The following is a 19,544-nucleotide window of genomic DNA, read 5'->3' on the forward strand; positions in this document are numbered from 1 at the left end:
GGGTGATCGTCGACCAGGACAGGTGCTGCGGGTCCGGCATGTGCGCCTCGGTCGCCCCCGACATCTTCGACCAGTCCCCGACAGACGGCGTCGTGCAACTGCTCGTCTCGCAGGTGGACCCAGGAGCGCTACCTCGCGTCGAGGAAGCGCTCCGTCTGTGTCCGGTTGCCGCGATCGAGCTGGCCCGCCCTGTCTCCGTACCGCCACGCTGAACCGAAGGGAAGCAGGCATGCCTGTTCCGGCGGTGTCGTCCCGGTTGACGGTGTCCCACACGGACTTCGTCATGCGTAACCACCGCGTCCACGACGTGAGCGTGCTTCCCGGAGTAGCGCTGCTCGACGTGCTCTACCGCACGCTCGCCGGACGCGGGGTGGCGCCCGAGTCGGTGGTGGTCCGCGACGTTCTGTTCACCGAACCGATCGCCACCGACGACGGGCATGACCGGGAGGTGCACGTCCACGTCGATCCGGGCGGCGCCGACGAGGGTCGGGTCACGATCACCAGCCGCAGGAGCCGGGACGGTCAACCGGTCGGGTCGTGGCGACCGAACATGACCGCACGAGTGCACCTCGATCACGCCGAGGACGACCGGGTCGACACCACCGCGCTGCTCGCCGGGCAGCAGCACGTCCGTGACGTCGACGACCTGTATGTCCAGGCCCGCAGCGAGGACATCGTGCACGGGGCACCCATGCAGGCCTTCGGGGCGATGTACCTCGACGGTGAACGGCTCGTCGCTGACCTGAGCGTGCACGCCTCCACCCGCGAACACGCGGATCTGTTCCACCTGCACCCTGCGCTACTCGACGCATCGACCCTGGTGGCGTTCGCGCGCACGCCGGTGCTTGATGCCCCCTTCATTCCGATCTCCATCGAGATGGTCCGCATTCCCAGGCCCGGTGGACGGCGCTGCCTGGTGCTCGTTCCGCAGCGGGAGAGCCACGCCCCGTCGGGCGACGTCATGCACAACAGCTACCGGATCCACGACCCGGACGGCGGCCTGGTAGCCGAGTTCACCAAGCTGACCTGCAAGAGGATCCGGCAGCCGGGGCTGATCACCACCCTCGTCGGTGGTACGCCCTCGCCACGGACGCCCACGCCCACGTCCGCACCGCGGTCCGACGTCGAAGCAACCCCTGCCCTCGACGCGATCGCTGATGCGTATGTGGAGCACCTGCGTGTCCTGGTGGGTCGCCGGCTGGACCGGCCGACCACCGAGGTGTCCGTCACCCACGGCTTCTACGACCAGGGCCTCGACTCGGTCAGCATGCTGGCGGTCAGCGAGGACCTGCAGGCCATCGTCAACGGCGGTACCTACCCCACCCTGCTGTTCGAGTTCGGCACCATCACCGAACTCGCCCAGCATCTCGCCGCAGCCTACGGCCCTCCGGTGCGGCCCGCCCCACCCGTGGCCTCGGCCGTACCGTCGACGCCCACGGTGGCGACGCCGGCGACCACCCTGGTCGCCCGGCGGGTGTGGCGCGCCGCTCCGATGTCGAGCCCGTCGGCCTCACCACCGCTGCTGATCCTCGCCACCGACAGCGCCCACGCCCACGAGCTGCTGGGCGCCCTGCCACCACGGGACCGGGGTGTGAAGGTCGTCCACGCCGGCCCGGACGGCAGGTACCTGTCGGCCGCGGCCCTGGACGAGCACCTCACCGCGATGCGCGGCGACGACACCGGGGCGGTCGCGGTATGCGTCCTGGATCATCACACCAGCCCGGAGACCGATGCGGCGCGCGCACACGACCTGCTGCGATCGGCGGCCGCCGCCCTGCTCGGCACCCGCCCGACCCGGCCGATTCCGCTGCACTACATCGCCTACGGCGGGGCGGGTGCGCAAGCGCGGCAGGCCGTGGCCGCGCTCGCCCGCACCATCGCCGCCGAGACACCCGTCCTGGTCTGCCGGACCGTCCTTGTCGACGCAGCAGAGGACATCGCGACCCTGGCGGGCATCGTGGACGCCGAGACCGGCCACACCGACGTCCACACCGAGGTCCGTCACGTCGGCGGCCGCCGTGAGGCGCCCGCCCTCGAGCACCTCACCGCCGATCGGCCGTCCCGGCTGCGGCGCGCCCCCGTCTGCCTCGTCACCGGCGGTGGGGGACGACTGGCCCGGCTGCTGACCGCTCACCTGATCGAGCGATACGACGCCCGCGTCGTGCTGGTCGGCCGCGGCGACCCCGACGAGGACCTCACCGCCGCCATCGCGGTCTGGCGGTCGTCCGGCGGCCAGGTGCAGTACACCCGGGCCGACGTCACGGACGCCGAGGAACTCGCCGCGGCGGTCGAGTACGCCCGCCTCGTCTACGGTCGACTCCACGCGGTCTTCCACCTCGCCGGGGTCATCGACGACGTGGTGCACTTCCGCAAGCAGCCGGCCCAGTGCGCGCCGGTGCTGGCCCCCAAGGTCGACGGCGTTGGCGCGATCGAGCAGGCACTCGCCGACGAGCCGGCCGAACTGCTCGTGTTCTTCTCCTCGCTGTCGTCGGTCATCGCCAACCCGGGTCAGAGCGACTACGCCTTCGCCAACGCCTACCTGGATCATCATGCCGCCGCGGAACCGCTGTCCCGGTTGTCGATCTCCTGGCCGCACTGGGTCGACGGCGGCATGGGAGCGGTGAGGGCCGCCGACCACCACGATGAGGACCTGGTGTCGCTGACCACCGACGCGGGTCTGGCAGCGTTGGACCTCGCGCTGCGCTCGTCCGCGGCGCACGTCGTGGTCGCCCACGGATCCCCGAGCGCCATCGAACGGGCGCTGTACGGCCCCGCGCGACCGCACGATGCGCACGGCGTCGACGCACCTGGCGTCGTCGCGGCCGCAGGCACGCCGCGCACACCACCGGAGCGGACGCAGACACCATCCGAGCCGTCCCGCGGCCACGGCGAACCCGTCGCCGTGATCGGCATGTCCGGGCGATACCCGGCCGCCGCCGACCTGCGCGAGTTCTGGCGCAACCTGGTCGAGGAGCGCGATTGCGTGACCGAGGTCCCCACCGCCCGCTGGGACCACATGCCGTTCTTCGACCCGGACCGGGGCGCACCCGGGCGTACCTACAGCCGCTGGGGCGGATTCCTCGACCACATCGACCAGTTCAGTCCTGCCTTCTTCGGCATCTCCCGTCGGGAGGCCGAGTACATGGACCCCCAGGAGCGGTTGTTCCTCACCGAGTCGTGGCGCGCCCTGGAAGACGCGGGCTACCCCCCGGAGACGTTGACCGCAAGCCGCGTGGGTGTGTTCGCCGGTGTCATGTGGAATCACTACCAGCTGCTGCGCGACGAGCACGGGGTCGCACCGACCGCCCTGCACTCCGCGATCGCCAACCGGGTGTCCTACTGCTTCGGACTCACCGGACCCAGCCTCGCCGTCGACACCGCGTGTTCGTCATCCCTCGTGGCGGTGCACCTGGCCGTGGAGAGCATCCGACGCGGTGAATCCGATCTCGCCCTCGCCGGGGGAGTGAACCTCACCCCACACCCGCAGAAGTACCTGCAACTCGCCGCGGACCGGTTCCTGTCCGACGACGGACGCTGCCGCGCCTTCGGCTCAGGCGGCACCGGCTACGTGCCGGGCGAGGGCGTGGGCGTCGTCGTCCTGAAACCACTGGCGCGCGCCGTGGCCGACGGCGACGCCATCGCCGGGGTCATCATCGGTTCCGCCGTCAACCACAACGGCCGCACCAGCGGTTTCACCGTCCCCGCGCCCGGCGCGCAGGCCGCCCTCATTCGCGCCGCGCTGGCCGATGCCGGCGTCCCGCCCGCCAGCGTCACCTATCTCGAGGCCCACGGCACCGGCACGTCCGTCGGCGACCCCATCGAGATCGCCGGCCTGCACAAGGCCTTCACGGGCGTCGGTGCCCCGCCGGTGACCCGCGCCGTCGGGTCGGTGAAGTCCAACATCGGGCACCTGGAGGCGGCTGCAGGCGTGGCGGGACTGAGCAAGGTTTTGCTGCAGATCCGCCATCGGCAGCTCGTCGCGTCCTTGCACGCCACGCCGGCCAACGAACACATCGGCTTCGCCTCGACAGGATTCACCGTGCAGACGCGCACGGCGCCCTGGGAATCACCGGACGGGGTACTCCGGGCAGGTGTCAGCGCCTTCGGCGCCGGAGGCACCAACGCTCACGTCATCGTTCAGAGCCCTCCGCACCGCCCCATCCGCCTCTCCCGCACCGGCCAGCCCGAACTGATCGTGTTGTCCGCCCCGGACGAGGCCACATTGACGCTCTTCGCCACCCGGCTGCGCATGGCACTGACCGACCAGCAGGCGGCCTGCGTCGCGGATCTCGACGTCGTCCGTGCCGAGATCGCCAGCCTGCTCGGACTCGCGCCCGAGGACGTCGACCCGAACGCCACCCTGGCCGACCTCGGCCTCGACCCCGCGGCACTCACCGCCCTCGGTCGCCTCACCGGCACCGACGCTCCCCTCGACGTCGACCTCACCACCGGCGAGCTCGCCGCAACAGTCCCGTCCGGGCCCACCCTGGCCGACATCGCACACACTCTGAGCGCTGGGCGGCGCGCCATGCGGGCCAGAGCCGCGGTGGTCGTGACGTCCGTGCCCGAACTGCTCGACCGTCTGCGCGAGCTGGCCGAGCGGTCCGGCACCGACCGGTGGGTGCGGGGCCTCGCACCGGAGGAGGCACGAAGCGACCCTGAGATCGCCGAGCTGCTCGCCGCCGGGGACCTGCGCGAGGTGGCCAGCCGATGGGTGCGCGGGGCACGCCTGGCCTGGCCCTCCCATCCCCGCGGTGGACGCCGCATCAGCCTGCCCGCCACACCACTGCCGGAGGAGCGCTGCTGGCTCGGTGCCTGGGCGGCTGGCCGCCGCGACAAGGACGCGCCACCGAGGACGACACACCCGGAGGGGCCCGTGGACCTGACCGTCACCGAGACGGGTATCGCGCTCGTGACGATGCGCGACGAGGCGAACCGCAACATGTTCAGCGACGCCCTCCTGGCCGGGCTGGAGGAGTCCTTCACCGAACTCGCCCGCCGCGACGACGTCCGCGTCGTCGTGCTCACCGGGGGACCGCCGGTGTTCTGCATGGGAGGTGAACCCGGCGCCTTGGCGGAACTGGCGGCGAAGAACGGCGCCTTCACCGACGCGTCCTTCGTCTACGAGGGGTTGATCACCTGCCCGCTGCCGGTCATCGCCGCCGTCGGCGGTCACGCCGCCGGTGGAGGTCTCGCCTTCCCTCTCTACGCCGACCTCGTCGTCCTGTCACGATCGGCCACCTACGCCGCCAACTTCCTTAAGTACGGCTTCACCCCCGGCATGGGAGCCACCCACATCCTCGCCCACCGATTCGGGCGAGCCCTCGCCACGGAGATGCTGCTCACCGGACGTGCCTACGCCGGTGACGAGCTCGAGCGCCGCGGGGCCCAGGTCCGGTTCGCCGACGCCGCGGACGTGCTGCCCAGCGCCCTCAACCTGGCCCATGCCATCGCCGCCATGCCCGGCAAGGCGCTGCGGGAACTCAAGGCCGAGCTGGCCCGACCCACCCTCGACCGCCTCCCCGGTGTCATCGAGGTGGAACTGGCCATGCACGACAGGGTGCTGGGCGAGGACGCGGTACAGCTGGTCCGCGACCGCCTCGGATCCGCGGCCAGGCCGGCGCGTCCCGACCGTCGGCCAGCGCAGGCGCCTCACGCGGAAATTCTCGGCGCAGACACGCACCGGCCCGCGGTCGCGCAGCCCCTGCCCGCGGCGCCGGTGGTGCCGGCGGCGCCCGCGATGGTCGACCTGGCGCCGCTACGGCCGCCCACCGCCACTTCGCCTGTGCTGACCCCAGCGCCACCCGCTGCCCACCCGTCGGTCGGGCGGGACGACGTCGTCGACGTCGTCGTGCAAACCCTGGCCGATCAGCTGTACCTGGACCGCTCCGAACTCGACGCGAGCCGCACCTTCAGCGACATGGGCCTCGACTCCATCGGCGCGGTCGACGTGGTGCTGCACATCAACCGCGCCTTCGGCACCGACATCGAGTCCGTCGCCGTCTATGACCACCCGACCATCGACAGGCTCACCGAGCACGTCCTCTCCACCGTCGCCGCCCGACAGTCACTGGTGCAGTCGGTGCGGGCCGAACCCCGACCGTCCGCCACCGGGGGCGGCGCTCCCGCGGCAACCGCCCCCACGTTGGCGGCACCGCACCCCGCGCAGGCGAGCACCATCGCGCTCGCGCCCGTGACGGTCGCCGACGCGTCCGTGAGGACCACGCCCGAGCACATGTCCGGCACGGAGACCCGGACCGAGGCCGGCAGGTCGGACACCGACACCAGCGACGCCCGGCCCGGTCCGACGCCATCGGCCCCTGAGCAGCCGCCCGCAGGCGGTCAGATGGACATCGCCGTAATCGGCATGTCAGGCCGGTGGCCCGGAGCCGGCAATCTCGACGAGTTCTGGGCCAACCTGACCAGCGGACACAGCGCCATCGCTGAGGTCGGTCCGGCTCGCTGGGACGTCGACGCCGTCTTCGACACCGACCCGACCGCGGAGGGCCGGACCTACAGCCGCTGGGCGGCAATGCTCGACGAGGTCGACTCCTTCGATCACCGCTTCTTCAACATGTCGCCGCTGGAGGCCGCGCAGACCGACCCTCAACAACGGTTGTTCCTCACCGAGGCGTGGCGGGCGCTGGAATCGGCGGGTTACGCCGGGGACGCCGTGCAACGATCGCGATGCGGGGTGTTCGTCGGATGCGCACCCGGCGACTACGCCGACCAGTTGCGCGCCAGCGGGAAGGCCGACACCGCTTCGGCGTTCCTCGGCGGGTCCAGCTCGATCCTCGCGGCACGCATCGCCTACCAACTCGACCTGCGTGGTCCCGCCGTCGCCGTCGACACCGCCTGCTCCTCGTCGCTCGTGGCGGTGCACCTCGCCGCGCAGGGCCTGCGTACCGGCGAAACGGACGTCGCCGTCGCCGGTGGTGTCGCGCTGATGCTCACCCCGTCGCTGCAGGTTCGTTCCAGCCAGGTCGGCATGTTGTCGCCCACCGGCACCAGCGCACCGTTCGACGCCTCCGCCGACGGCATCGTCCTGGGTGAAGGTGTCGGTGTGGTCGTGCTCAAACGGCTGACCGACGCGGTGCGCGACGGTGACGAGGTCCTGGGCGTCATCAAGGCCAGTGGCGTCAACGGGGACGGCCGCACCAACGGCATCACCGCCCCCAGCGCGGACTCGCAGGCCGCGCTGCTGCGCCGGGTGCACGCCGACGCGGGTGTCAACCCGGAGGACATCACGTACGTCGAAGCCCACGGCACCGGCACCCCGCTGGGCGATCCGATCGAGTTCGCCGCGCTCCGCCGGGTTCTGGGGGCCGGCGGGGCCGGCGACCAGGCCTGGTGCGCCCTGGGCTCGGTGAAGGGCAACATCGGCCACACCACGATGGCCGCCGGGGTAGCCGGACTGATCAAGGTCCTGCTGCAGCTGCGGCACGGCGAGATCGCCCCCACTGCCAACTACGCCGAGGCGAACCCGAAGATCGACTTTTCCGGCAGCCCGCTGTTCCCGGTGGGCACCGGCCGGCCGTGGCCGGTGGGAAGATCCGGCACCCGCATCGCCACCGTGTCCAGCTTCGGCTTCAGCGGCACCAACTGTCACCTGGTGGTGGGCCAGGCGCCCCCGCCGCGCCCGCGTTCGCCGCGGACCGCACGCACCGAGGCCGTAGTCCTGTCCGCGCGCACCGACACCGAAAGAACCGCCCTTGTCCGCGACGTCGCCGCCGCGCTCACACCCGAGCTGGCCCTCGAAGACGTCGCCTTCACCCTGGCCCGCGGTCGGCGCCACCTGCGGGCGCGCGCGGCGGTGGTGGCATACGACATCGCCGACCTGAGGGCGAAGCTCACGGCGCTGGCCCGAGGCGACTCGCCGCAGGGCTGCTTCGTCTCCACCAGCCCGGTGGCAGCCGCCGGGACAGGCACGCCGATCGCCGTGACCGACGCCGAGCAGGCCGCCCGCGCCTTTGTCGAGGGCAGGTCCATGGACTGGTCGGGTTGGTTCGCCGCCGCCACGGCACGGCGGATACCCCTGCCGACGTACCCGTTCTCGCCCGCGCGTCACCGCCCGCCGCCGCCCGCTGCGCCCACAACCGCCGCGCCGCAACCGGCCCCGGACGGGGCCGTGCAGCTCGACCCACGGCACCCCATGGTCGCCGATCACGTCATCGCGGGCCGTCCGCTGCTGCCCGGCGCCGCGACCGTCGCCCTGGTCGCCGACGCGCTCGCCCGACTGCGGGAGCGCCGCTACCCGGTACGCCTGACGGCCGTGCGGTGGCGGCGTCCCTTCCCCGTCGACTGTGAATGCCGGCTGCCGATCAGCCTGACCCCGTCGGCCGGCGGGTGGACCTTCACGCTGGGGGATCCGGACACACCGCACGCGACCGGAACCGTCGCCCGGCCCGCGCAGGCGGCGCCGGTGACGCTCGACATCGCAGCGCTTCGGCGCGACTGTCCTGACCGGGTCGATGTCGATGCCCTCTACCAGGACTTCGACCGCGCGGACATGCGCTACGGTGCCACGTTCCGTCTGCTGCGCGGGCTGTGCGTCGGCCGCGACACCGCCCTGGCCGACCTCCATCCGCCGACCGCTGAGGCCGTCACCACCGTTGTGGACGCAGCCTTCCAAGCCACCGCCGTGCTCGTCGGCGACACGGCCGGACCGGTGCTGCCCGTGGCGACCTCCGCCATCCACCTGCACCACGACCCGAGCCTGGCCCGTCACGCGGTGGTCCGACGCCGGGGCCACCTGCGCTTCGACATCGACCTCACCGACGCCAACGGCATGATCGTGGCCACCGTGGTCGGTCTGACCCTGTTCCCGATCGACCCGCTGGAGGGAAAGGTCTTCGTCCCGGCATGGCGGCCCGCTGGACCCGCGCCCGAGGCCAGCCCCGCCACCGGGGACGTCGTCGTGTTCTGCCGTCCCGCCGGACGCCCGTTGGCCGAGGACCTCCTGACCGTGCAGCCCGCCGCGAACGCCGTCCTTCTGCCCTTCGCCGCCGCGCCGCCGGCCGGCTGGGAGGCACTCGTGGCGACCGTCGAACGGATCCACCTGATCGCGGCCGACGACCCCGACCAGCAGCCGGGCCACGACCACGGCGCCGGCCTCCTGCTCGGGATCGTGCGCAGCCTGCTGCGCCACGGACGAGGCGAGGACCGCATCCACCTCACCGTCGTCACTGACGCGGCGGTGGACGCGTCGCCCGACGAACGGGTACGCCCACACGCGGCGGCCCTCATAGGCCTCGCGCGGACCATCGCCGCCGAGCAGCCCGCCTGGCGCGTGACCTGCCTTGACGTCGGCGCGGGCACCTCGGCCGTCGATGCCGCGGCGGTCGCGGCCGAGGACGGCAGCCATCGGCTCGTGGCCCTCCGCGACGGGCGCAGGTTGGTCCGGTCGTTCGTGCCCACCACACCGGCCAAGGCCCGCCCGCCCTACCGGCCCGGCGTGTACCTGGTGGTCGGTGGGGCCGCCGGGATCGGCCACGTGGTCAGCAGGCATCTTGCCCGCAGCGTCGGGGCGACGCTGGTGTGGCTCGGCCGCCGCGAAGCCGACGCCGCGATCCGGCGGGCGCAGGCGGACATCGGTGACCTCGGCGGACACGCGGTGTACGTGCGCGGCGACGTCGCCGATCCCGCGTCGGTGGCCGCCGCGTTGGCCGAGGCTGACCGCCACGGCGAGCTGGTTGGCGTGTTCCACAGCGCCGGGGTGCTGCGCGACCGGCGCCTGGGCAACCTCACCGGCGCGGACCTGCAAGCCGCACTGGCTCCCAAGGTCGCCGGCAGTGTGACCCTTGCGGCGGCCCTCGCGGGTCGCCGCTTGCAGCATCTGGTCTTCTTCTCCTCCGCGGCGTCGTTCATCGACGCGGACGGGCAGGCCAACCACGCCGCCGCCAGCACCTTCCAAGACGCCTACGCCACGTCGCTGCGCCGTTCCGGTCTGCCGGCAACCGTCATCAACTGGGGGTACTGGGGGAGTACCGGAGCCGTCAGTGACGACCGACACCGCTCCCTGCTCGCCGCCGACGGGATCCGCTCGCTCGATCCCTCCGTGGCGATGGAGGCGCTGGATCGGATCCTGGCCGCCGGGGTACCACAGGCCCTGGTCATCGACGCCACCCCCGCCGGTCTGGCCCATTTCGGCATCGGCGGGGCACCGGCCGCGGCGCCGGTCGCCCCTGCCCGCCCGATGCCAACCGCCGTGCCCACCACGGCGGCCGCCGATCCTGTCAACCGTCGCGCCCACGCGACACCCGCCGACGCCCTGAGCTACGTCCGCGGTGTCTTCGCCGAGGTGCTGGGTCATGACCTCGACGACCTCGACGAGCACAGCACCTTCGAAGAGTTCGGCGTCGACTCGATCATCGGGACCAGGCTGCTCGATCACCTGACCGGCCACCTCGGTCCACTGCCCTCCACCCTGCTGTTCGAGGAGACCACCCTCGCCCGCCTGGCGGCACGGCTGCTCGCCGACCATCCCGACACCATGGTCACGCGGCTCGCCCCCTCGATCCCGGACCAGCCCGTGTCGACCGGCCGATCCGCCGGCACGTCCAATGGCCCGTCGCCCGCCGCCATCCCGAGGGCTGCAGCGGCGGACGAGCCGATCGCGGTGATCGCAGTCGATGGCCGCTACCCGGGCGCGCCGGACCTGACCACGTTCTGGGCCAACCTGGCCGCCGGCCGCCGCGACATCAGCGAGGTTCCCGCCGAGCGGTGGGACTGGCGGCAGACCACCGACCCGCAGCGCGGCCTGCGCGAATACCAGCGTTGGGGCGGATTCCTCGACGACGTGGCCGGATTCGACGCCGCCCTGTTCGGGGTGCTTCCCAGGGACGCCGTCGACATCGACCCGCAGGAACGGCTCTTCCTGCAGACGTGCTGGACGGTCCTGGAGAACGCCGGCTACCTCGGCGAACGACACGAGCCGTCCACCGGCGTGTTCGCCGGTGCCATGTACGGCGGCTACGGCGAGCTCGGCGCGATGGCCTGGGTCAGAGGCTCCGCCAACGGCGCCCATTCGGCGTACTGGTCCATCGCCAACCGGGTCTCCTACACCCTGGACCTGAGCGGACCCAGCCTTGCCGTGGACACCGCGTGCTCCTCGTCGCTGACCGCCGTGCACCTGGCCTGCGAGAGCATCCGACGTGGCGAATGCCGGATGGCGCTCGCCGGCGGCGTCAACCTGATCGCCCACCCGCTGCACCACATCGCGCTCGGCTCGCGCAACATGCTCGCCGCAGACGGCCAGCTGAAGGTCTTCGACGACCGAGCCGACGGCTACGTCCCCGGCGAGGGCGTCGGCGCTGTCCTGCTCAAAGGCCTGGCCGACGCGATCGCCGACGGCGACACCATCTGGGCCGTGGTCCGGGGCTCTGCCGTCAACGCCGGAGGAAAGACCAGCGGCTACACCGTGCCCAATCCTCACGCCCAGGGCGCGGTGGTTGCCGCCGCGCTGCGCCGGGCAGGTGTCCGCCCGCGCGACATCGGCTACATCGAGGCCCACGGGTCCGGCACCGAACTCGGCGACCCGATCGAGATCGCCGGCTTGTCCCGTGCGTTCTCCCTGCTCGATGACGTACCCGAGGGCTGTGCCGTCGGGTCGGTCAAGGCCAACATCGGCCACCTGGAGGGAGCGGCGGGCATCGCCGGCCTCACCAAGGTCCTGCTGCAACTGCGTTATCGCACGCTGGTGCAGACCGCATCCCTGCACACCCCCAACCCGAAGATCGACTTCGGGGGGATCGCGCCGGTGCGCGCCACTGGGCCGTGGCCGGCTCGGCCGTCCGGTGCGCCACGTACGGCGTGCGTCAGCTCCTTCGGCGCCGGCGGCGCCAACACCCATCTGGTGGTCGAGGAGTACGTCGCTGCGCCCACCACGTGGAGCCCGAGCCACGACGAGCACCTCGTCGTGTTGTCGGCACCGGACGAGTCCCGCCTCGTGGAGCTCGCCGGACTGCTCGCCGAGCAGCAACAGTCCGACCCGGCGCCCCTGGCCGCGCTGGCCTGCACCAGCCAGACCCGCCGGCGAGCGTTCCGCGAACGACTCGCCGTCATCTGCGCCGACGTGCCCGCGCTCGTCACCGCACTGCGTGCCTACGTCGCCGGCGAAGCCGCACCCGGGCTCGTCCGAACCGGCGCCGCCGCCGGCGACCTCGCCGATGCCCTCACCGCACGGGACCTGCCGACGCTGGCCGGACTGTGGGTCGCCGGGACCACCGTGCCGTGGTCGGTGCTCTGGCCGACGCCCACACCCCCGACGCCGTTGCCCAACACTCCGCTGCGGCCCGTCGCCTACTGGATCGACGAGCACGACACGGCGCCACGGCCCACCACCCGCGTCGAGTACGAACGGCGTGAGCTGAGCCCTGGCCCGCTCGGTGACGCCACCTTGCCCATCGACTCCGTGCTGATCGTGGGCGCCGCCGACTGCGCGGTGCGCGCACAACTGCGCGACAGGATGCTCGGCTCGGCAGTCCCGGTCACCGTCGCCGAGCCCGAGCAGGCAGCGAGGATCGCAGCGGAGCTCATGGCCGCCGGTCGCGCCCCCGCAGCCGTGACGTACATCGGACGCGATCACGTCGACGGCCTCGCCGACCCGACCTCGACGTTCCATCACGTCCTGGAAACCGTGGTCGCCCTGCTCACCGCCGGCCACCGGCCCCGTGTGGTGTGCGCACGTGTGTCCGAGCACCCCGAGCAGCAACCCCACCTGACGGCGATGACAGGGATGCTTCGCACCCTCACCGCCGAGACCGGATGCGCCGGAATCTGTGTCGCCTCCGACGACCCGGCGGCGGCCGCCGGGCAGATCCTGGGCGAGCTGCGCCATGGAACGGACGACGACGTCGAACACCGCGCCGGTCGCCGCCTGGTCGCCGCCATGCGCACCTACCGGCCCGTCCCCGCCCGCCCGGGCTGGGTCCGGCCCGACGGCGCCTACCTCGTCACCGGAGGGGCCGGCGCACTCGGGTTGCACATCGCCGCGCTGCTGGCCGCCCGCGGCGCGACGGAGATCATCCTGCTCGGCCGCTCCGCCCTCACCACCGATCAGGCCGACCGGATCACCGCCCTACGCCGGCCGGGAGTGACCGTGCGTCACCTGCGCTGCGACGTCGCCGATCCGGCAGCGCTGGCGCAGGCGCTCGCCGACGCGCGCCGCCACCAGCCGCTGCGGGGAATCGTGCACTGCGCCGGCGTCATCCGCGACGCCCGCCTCGTCGACAAGACGCCCACGCAGGTCGCCGAGGTCCTCGCCCCGAAACTCACCGGCACGCTCGCCCTCGACCAGGCCACGGCGGGGGACCCGCTGGACTTCTTCGTTCTGTTCTCCTCCGTCGCGGCGACCGTGGGCAACCCCGGACAGGTCGACTACAGCTATGCCAACGCCTTCCTCGACGCGTTCGCGTCCACCAGAGCGACGTGGGTCGCCGCAGGACGCCGCCGAGGCCACACACTGTCCATCGGCTGGCCGCTGTGGGCCGACGGCGGCATGGGAGTGCCCGCGGCGGTCCTCGATCGGCTCCGCAGCCGTTTCGGAATGGTCCCGATGACCTCCGACACCGCAACCGCCGTGCTGGAAACCCTGCTCGCCGGCCGGGACCCCGCAGTCGTCGTGGTCGAGAAACTCGTCGATGCCGAACCGTCCACGCCGTCGCACGGGCCGCCAGCCGCTGCGGCGCCACCCCGGGCCGTGCCGTCTGACGCGTTCCGCGACACGCACCAACCAGACGCGCTGGAGCAACTGCGCGATCTGGCGGCGTCGTTCCTGCTGGTCGACGCCAAGGACGTCGACATCGACACCGAGCTCATGGACCTCGGGTTCGACTCGATCTCCATGTCCCAGCTCACCGAGCAGATCAACCGGATCTACGACCTCGAGATACTGCCGACGGTCCTCTTCGAGCACCCGACCCTGGCGGCACTCGCCGGTTACCTCCGCACCGAACGTCGCGCCACGCCGGCTGCGGACGCGGCGCCCACGACCTCAACCGGCAGCGAGAGCGCCCGCGACATCGCCGTCGTCGGCATTGCGGGCATCATGCCCAAATCACCCGACCTGGACACCTTCTGGCGCCACCTCGCCGCCGGCCACGACCTGGTCCGACACGTTCCCGAGGACCGTGAAGCGCTGCTCGCCGACCCCCGCACCCGCCACCTGGTAGGTGGCTTCCTCGACCAGGTCGGCGAGTTCGACGCCACCCTGTTCGGCATCTCGCCCAAGGAAGCCGCGCTGATGGACCCGCAGCAGCGTCTCTTCCTGCACTGCGTCTGGTCGGCGATCGCCAACGCCGGACACGCCGCCGCATCCCTGGCGGGCACCCGGACAGGCCTCTTCGTGGGCGTATCGACCCACGACTACGAGGACCTGATGACCCTCGACGGCATCCCGGTCCGGGCGCACATGGCCACCGGCCTGTCGCACGCCGTGCTGGCCAACCGGGTGTCGCACCTGCTGGACCTGCGTGGCCCCAGTGAGGCCGTCGACACCGCGTGCTCCAGTTCGCTGGTGGCCCTGCACCGCGCCGTCCGAGCGTTGCGCAGCGGCGAGTGCGACACCGCCATCGTCGGCGGCGTTTCCGTTCTGCTCACCCCCGGCCTGTTCACCGCTTTCACCGAGGCGGGCATGCTCAGCCCACACGGTCGATGCGCCACGTTCGACAAGGCCGCGGATGGCTACGTCCGCGGCGAAGGCGCCGGCGCCGTGGTGCTCAAGTCCCTGGCGCGGGCCCTTGCCGACGGCGACCACGTGCACGCGGTCATCCGGGGCAGCGCGGTCAACCATGGTGGAAAGGCCGCGTCGCTGACCGCTCCCAACCCTCGAGCGCAGGCCGAGGTCCTGACCGCCGCCCACCGCGACGCGGGCCTCGACCCCGACGACATCTCCTACCTGGAGGCCCACGGCACGGGCACCAGGCTGGGTGACCCCGTCGAGATCGAGGGCATCAAGAAGGCCTTTCCCGTGCGACGCGCCGGGCAGCAGCTCGCCGTCGGCTCGGTCAAGACCAACATCGGCCACCTCGAGGCAGCCGCGGGGATCGCCGGCCTGCTCAAGGTCCTCCTCGCGCTGCGGCACCGGCACCTGCCGCCTCACCTGCACCTGACCGAACTCAATCCCCACATCCGACTGGCCGGCACCAGCCTCACCATCACCGATCAGCTCACCGCCTGGCAGGCGCCCGTCCTGAGGGCCGGCATCAGCTCGTTCGGCTTCGGTGGCACCAACGCCCACGTCGTGGTGGAACAGCCCCCGACGCTTCCCGCGCCGGCGGCCGACGGCCCGCTGGTCTTTCCGCTGTCCGCACCTGATCCCGCCCGGCTCGCGGACTATGCGAGCCGGTTGGCAGAACACATCAGCACGGAGCCCGTCGATCTCGCCAGTGTCGCCTACACCCTGCAGACCGGCCGCGACGGACACCCCAGCCGTCTGGTCGTGCACACCGCCGACCGCGGCGACCTCGTCGCCGCCTTGCGGGCCGCCGCCCGGCGCGTCGACCACCCCGCCGTGACAACCCTCGACTCACCGCAGAGGCAGGGGCCACTGGCGCAGCTCGTCCACTCCTTCCTCACCGGGCACGACGTCGCCTGGGACCGGCAGTGGGCGGTACGACCCCGCCGGGTGCCCCTGCCGACGTTCGCTCTCGCCCGGACGACGTACTGGTACACCGACGCAGCGGCCGGCGCTACCGCGCCGAGCACGGTGCCGCAGGGCCCCGCCGCCCCACCCGCGAGCCCTCGACCCTCGCTCGACAACGGGCACCGTTCGGCCGCCATCGCACTCGAGCCGGCACCGGCGTCCACCTCGCCGCACGGTCGCAACGGCACCGGATCCACCGGCCCGCACCCCAACGGCATCCTGCCCGTCGACGAGCACGGGACCCGCGGCGGTGGCGGGCAGGACGCCTCGGAGCGCATCCGCCGTACGATCCGATCCGAGCTGGTCGACCTGCTGGGCCTCGACCCGGCCACCCTCACCGACGACGGGTCACTGCGAGCCCTCGGTTTGGACTCGATCTTCACACTCGACCTGACTCATCGCCTCACCGACGCGTTGGGTCCCGTCCTCGACGCCGCTCAGGTGTACGACTACGACAGCGTGGACCTGCTCACCGGGATGCTCACCGAATCGCTGGGCAATGCCCCGGTCGCGCCGGTGACCGAAACCGCCGTTGGCGACGACCACGTCGCCGGGCAGGACGGTGACACGGTGATTGACAAGCGGGACCTGACGGCGGACCACGCTCTCGCTGCGACCGTCGCCTCGCTCGATGCCAGCTACGGGGTGGAAAGTGGCCTGGCCGGACGCGACATCGCCCCGGTCCTGTTCGTTCCCGCCGATCACCGCGGGTACATCGAGTTCGCCTGGTCCGAACGAGCGGCCCTGGTGTGGGGCTACACCGGGCCCGAGGAGGCCCGCAGCCCGGTGGTCGACCGCTTCACGCGGTACATGACGTCGCGGGCCCGGCGGGTCAACGTCCTGTCTCCGGTCCGGCTCACCGAGCTGGCCGGTCAGCCCTGCACCGCCACACCCTTCGGTGTCGTGCAGCACCTGACCGATCTGACCTCGTTCACCATCGAGGGCGGCCGGATGCGACGACTCCGAGGCAACATCAGCAAGTTCACCCGCCAGGGCGCCGTCGACGTCACCGAATACCGGCCGGGAACCCACCCCGCGACCGACGCGGCCATCGTGGACCTCGTCGACGAATGGACGGCCGGCAAGAAGCACGTCAACCGCTACGTCTCGCGCGTCCGATCGGACCTGACCCAGGGGGCGCTGCCCGATGCGCACCGGCTGTTCCTCACCCGGCTCAACGGTGACCTGATGGCGGCGGTCGTCGTGACCAGGATGGCCAGTGAGCCCGGCTACCTGCTCGACGTCGAGTTCTACCGTCGGAAGATGCCGCTGGGCGGCCTCGAGTACACGATCGTGCACATCATCGACACGGTGCGGGCCGAAGGCGCCAGCGTCTTCAGCTTCGGCGCCACGTTCGGCGTCCAGGTAGGTGAGTCCGACAACGCCTCACCTGCCGCGGTCAGGGCGCTGAGCAGACTGAGCGAGGCCGGGGTCAGCGGCGCCGGCAACTACCAGTTCAAGAGCAAGTTCCGTCCGATCGAGATGCCGATCTACCTGTGCCAGCCGGTGTCCGGGCCTAGCTCGGTCGAGGAGGTGCTCTTGATGATCGCCTCCCCTGAGCAGCGACCCTCCGGCCGCCCCGCGAGCACCGACGGCGCCACCGGTGACGAGGACAAGAACCCCGATCGCCGGCACGACACCGCTGTGAAGGGCCGGCCGTCATCAGCGGCGCAAGCCGACTCGCCCCTGGCCGCCGCCGACTGGAACGTCCTGCGGTTGAGCCCGGACGTGATCGGCGTCGACCTGATCACGGACTCCTGGGCCGAGCGGCAGGACCCCTGGATCGCGACGCGGCAGCGACAGCTGCTTGACAGCCTGGACATTCTGCCGGACCGGATGGAGGTGCCCTGGCTGCCGTTCCCCACCGTCCTTCCCACCGCCAGCGGGCGCGCCGCCGAGCGGCTGCTCTGCCGTGCCTGGGCGGGCCGACGGGGCGTCGTGCTGCACAACGGGGTTTTCCCCACCTGGCTGGTCGCGCTCGCCGAGAGCCGGTTCACGCCGGTCGCGCTGGTGCATCCACCGGCCCCGGACGTGGACTTCGCCGACGACCTTCCCTTGGCCGTGCTGGACGCTGCTCTCGTCGAGCACGCCGAGCAGATCGCGTTCGTCGTGGTCGAACCCGGGGCCAACGCCTGCGGTGGCGAGCCGATGTCGCTGGCGAACCTGCGATCTGTCGGCCAACGGCTGCGTTTGCGAGGTGTGCCGCTGGTGCTGGATGCCACTCGTCTGCTCGACAACGTCGCGGCCATCGTCGAGCGGGAGGCGGGCCAGGTCGGCCGTGACCCCTGGGCTGTCCTCCGCGAGATGGTGTCCCTGGCCGATGCGCTCACCCTCAGCCTGTCCAAGGACTTCGGGCTCGCCTCCGGGGGCCTCATCGCCACCCGCGACCCGGCACTGGGGGAGCGGATCCGCGCCGACCAGGCGTTGCACGGTGCTGACATCGGCAGACTCGACCGGGCGCTGGCCCGAACCGCACTTCGTGGTGGCGACGTGGTCTGGGATGGGGTCCTTCGCCGCCGCGAGGCCGTGCGTGCGCTGCGGCGGCCGCTGACCGAGGCGGGGCTCCCGGTCGTCGGCACCGACGGCGCGCACTGCGTCCTGCTCGACGCGGCCGCCATGCCGCGGTTCGCCGAGTTGACCGAGCCGGTCGCCTCGTTCCTGGCATGGCTCTACGACACCACGGGGGTGCGGGGCGGACCACACCTGTCCGGCGGTGGCGCCCATCCGAGCAGGGACCGGTGCGTTCGGCTCGCCGTGCCGGTGGGCATGGATGCCGTGACGGCGCGCCGGGTGGGACAGCAGATCGCTACGGCGGCATCGGGCACGTTCTCGGTGCCGAATCTGACCCGCGAGTCACCACCCGGCGTCGCAGCCCAGGACGCGCGCTACCGCCCGGTTGACGCCTCGCTGCCAACGTGGTTCCGGCGGCAGCTGACCGAGCTGGGTCAATCGCTGCGCCGTCCCGGTTACACGCCCGGCGACGACAACCTCGGGGTGCTGCGCGAGATCTGCCCGGCGGTCGCCTGCCACCTGCTGGAGGTCGCCGAGGGAACTGTCGAGGTGTTCGAGGTCGGCTCCGGGCCGACGCTGGTGCTGATGCACCCGTTCAACGTCGGCGCCGGCATGTTCGCCCCGCAACTGGCGGGGTTGGCCGACCGGTTCCGCGTCATCGTCATCCACCAACCAGGCGTCGGACGCACCCGGGTGCCCTCGGCGTTGACCCTCGACGGTGTCGCCGAGCTGCAGCGTGCCGTGCTGGCCGAGCGGGGCATCACCGAGCCCGTTCACCTGGGTGGCGCCTCGGTGGGCTCCATCTTCGCCGAGTACTACACGTTGCGCTATCCCGAGCAGGTGCTGTCCCTGAGCCTGCTCGGCGGCTCCTACAAGTTCGCCAACCGCAAGGGCCGCATCGACAAGCTCGCCGAGGTCCTGGCCGAGGATTTTGGGGCCATCAACGACGGCGGCGGCCGGATCGACCGGGCCACCGCTGCGGAGCTGACGGCACTGCTGCTGCGCTGCGAGAGCATGGACCCGAAGACCGGGCTGAAGTACCTGAGCCTGTTCACGGAGCAGGACCTGAGCGGGCGACTGCCGGACATCAGCGTGCCAACTTTGGTGGTGCAGGGCCGGCACGACTCGGTGGTCGGGGTCAAGACCGGGCACTTCATGCACGGGGCGATCCCCGATGCCCGATACGTGGAGCTGCCGAACTCTGGGCATTTCGTCTGCTTCACCGATGCGGAGCGGGTCAACGAGGAGCTCACCCGGTTCCTCATCGGTGCGACCACGCCCGTCGGGTCGGTGCAGGGGAGGCCATAGGTCAGGCGGGGCGTTGCTCGCGCGGGCCGCCTTCGGGTCGACGCCGACGGTCACCCTGCCGCCGCGCGGCGTGCCTGTTTGA

2 protein-coding genes are annotated in these 19,544 nt (G+C 71.9%); both read left to right on the forward strand.

Annotated features, from left to right (window positions below; all coding sequences use genetic code 11):
* The first annotated feature begins 2 nt into the window (after positions 1-2).
* Positions 3-212, forward strand: a complete 210-nt coding sequence (locus ACTWLT_RS14670; protein WP_445318959.1) for a ferredoxin — start codon at positions 3-5, stop codon at positions 210-212.
* A gap of 17 nt (positions 213-229) precedes the next feature.
* On the forward strand, positions 230-19,462 hold the full coding sequence (locus ACTWLT_RS14675) for an SDR family NAD(P)-dependent oxidoreductase (protein WP_445318857.1): 19,233 nt from the start codon (positions 230-232) through the stop codon (positions 19,460-19,462).
* Positions 19,463-19,544: the final 82 nt, after the last annotated feature.

Source organism: Micromonospora yongxingensis (genome assembly GCF_052601155.1).